Genomic DNA, 2,058 nt, shown 5'->3' on the forward strand with positions numbered 1-2,058 from the left:
CCACTCCCCCACTCCCCCGCTCCCCTCATCTTTAGAGATAAATCACCTTGTTCGGCAAAGCTTGGCAAGCCGGATCGATCGCCCTTCGTGCAGGATAGTAATAGTAGATCGTACAGTCCGCAAAACTATGAGCTTGGCCAACTTTTCCGGCAACAAATCAGCCATTTATCGGTTGCTGCTGGTAATGGCAGCCGGGGTATCCTTTTTAGGAGGCTGCTCACAGCTTCCCAGCGCATCCTCTTCTCAACAGCCTATTGCTCCTATTGCTCCCACTCAGAGCGATGTGGACACTACTACCAGCCGCGCTCTTCCGATAAAAGATGACACAGATACAAACTTTGTTGTCGCCGCCGTCGATAAAGTCGGCCCAGCGGTGGTGCGAATTGATTCTGCACGGACGGTGAGGCGTCAAATACCCGAAGAATATAACGATCCGTTCTTTCGGCGCTTTTTTGGTGGTAATGCACCTGTACCCCCTGCTGAGCGGACTGTGCGGGGAACGGGATCTGGCTTTTTGATCAATACTCAAGGGCAAATCCTCACCAATGCTCATGTGGTAAATGGTGCTGATACGGTGACTGTAACGCTCAGAGATGGTCGCAATTTCCAAGGAAAAGTGCTGGGTGAAGATTCGTTGACCGATATAGCAGTGGTCAAGATTAACGCCAATAGTTTGCCAGTTGTGGCTTTGGGTAATTCCGATTCTTTGCGTCCGGGACAGTGGGCGATCGCGATCGGCAATCCCCTTGGTTTAGATAAAACTGTAACAGTAGGAGTTATTAGCGCCACAGATAGAACCAGCTCGCAAGTCGGCGTTCCCGATAAGCGGATTGGTTTTATTCAAACTGATGCAGCTATTAATCCCGGTAATTCTGGAGGCCCACTGCTAAACGCTCGCGGTGAGGTAATCGGCATCAACACAGCCATCATCGGTGGCGCTCAAGGATTGGGTTTTGCTATTCCTATTAATACAGCCCAAAGAATTGCCGAACAACTAATTGCTAAAGGAAAAGTCGAACATCCTTTTGTGGGAATTCAGATGGCAACTCTGACCCCAGAAATTAAGGAAAGAATCAAAAATGCTTCTAATGGCAACATCAATGTAGATAGAGCGCAAGGAGTTTTAGTTTTCCGCATAGTCCGCAATTCTCCGGCTGAGAAAGCGGGATTGCAGGCAGGAGATGTGATCCAAAAAGTTGACAATCAAGCTGTTACCACAGCTGATAAGGTGCAACAAATTATAGAAACCCGTAAGGTGGGAGATAGCTTGCGGATGGATGTGCAACGTAATGGGGAACCTAAAACTGTACAAGTGCAGCTAGGCGCTTTTCCAGTCCGACAACAACAAGAAGAAGAACCTTAATTGCTAGATAGTCAAGTTCTGCGATCGAACGCTTGACTATTTAGCTATCTGTTAAAATCCAAATCTTTCAGATTGCTCATTTTAACGAACTCGATATGGCTGAAATTCTGCAAGTATCCCAACTCGGAAATCCCGTAATTCGCCAGCAATCGCAACCGATCGCAGATGTGCGCGATCGTCGCATTCAAGAATTAATCGATAATCTGGTGGAAACAGTTATCAAAGAAAATGGTGTTGGCATCGCCGCACCCCAAGTAGGCGAACTCGATCGCTTATTTATCGTCGCCTCTCGTCCCAATCTCAGGTATCCCAACGCACCGAAGATGGAACCAACCGCGATGATTAATCCTCACATTATTGCACATTCCTCTGAGGTAGTCAAAGATTGGGAAGGCTGTCTCTGCATTCCGGGAATTCGCGGTTTGGTGCCGAGATATCAAGCCATAGAAATAGAATATACCGATCGCGATGGCAAGCTGCATCGCCAAGAATTAACAGATTTTGTCGCCCGCATCTTTCAACACGAATACGATCATCTCGATGGTATCGTATTTTTAGATCGTGTGGAAAGTACGCTAGATTTAATGACAGAACAAGAGTATCAGCAGCGCATTGTCATAAATAAATAAAATTTTGAATTGGGCAATTATTGGAAGTGATGAATTGTTACCATTGGTTGTTGTGTTTGAGCTTTT

General features: G+C 46.5%; 2 protein-coding genes. Both read left to right on the plus strand.

The window, feature by feature from the left end; translation table 11 throughout:
* Nucleotides 1-184: 184 nt before the first annotated feature.
* On the plus strand, nucleotides 185-1,363 hold the full coding sequence (locus H6S82_RS30890) for an HhoA/HhoB/HtrA family serine endopeptidase (RefSeq protein WP_322112036.1): 1,179 nt from the start codon (nucleotides 185-187) through the stop codon (nucleotides 1,361-1,363).
* 95 nt (nucleotides 1,364-1,458) lie between these two features.
* On the plus strand, nucleotides 1,459-1,992 hold the full coding sequence (def, locus tag H6S82_RS30895; protein ID WP_190475690.1) for a peptide deformylase: 534 nt from the start codon (nucleotides 1,459-1,461) through the stop codon (nucleotides 1,990-1,992).
* Nucleotides 1,993-2,058: the final 66 nt, after the last annotated feature.

This window comes from Planktothrix sp. FACHB-1355, assembly GCF_014748295.1.
Taxonomy (GTDB): Bacteria; Cyanobacteriota; Cyanobacteriia; order Cyanobacteriales; family Aerosakkonemataceae; genus Aerosakkonema; species Aerosakkonema funiforme_A.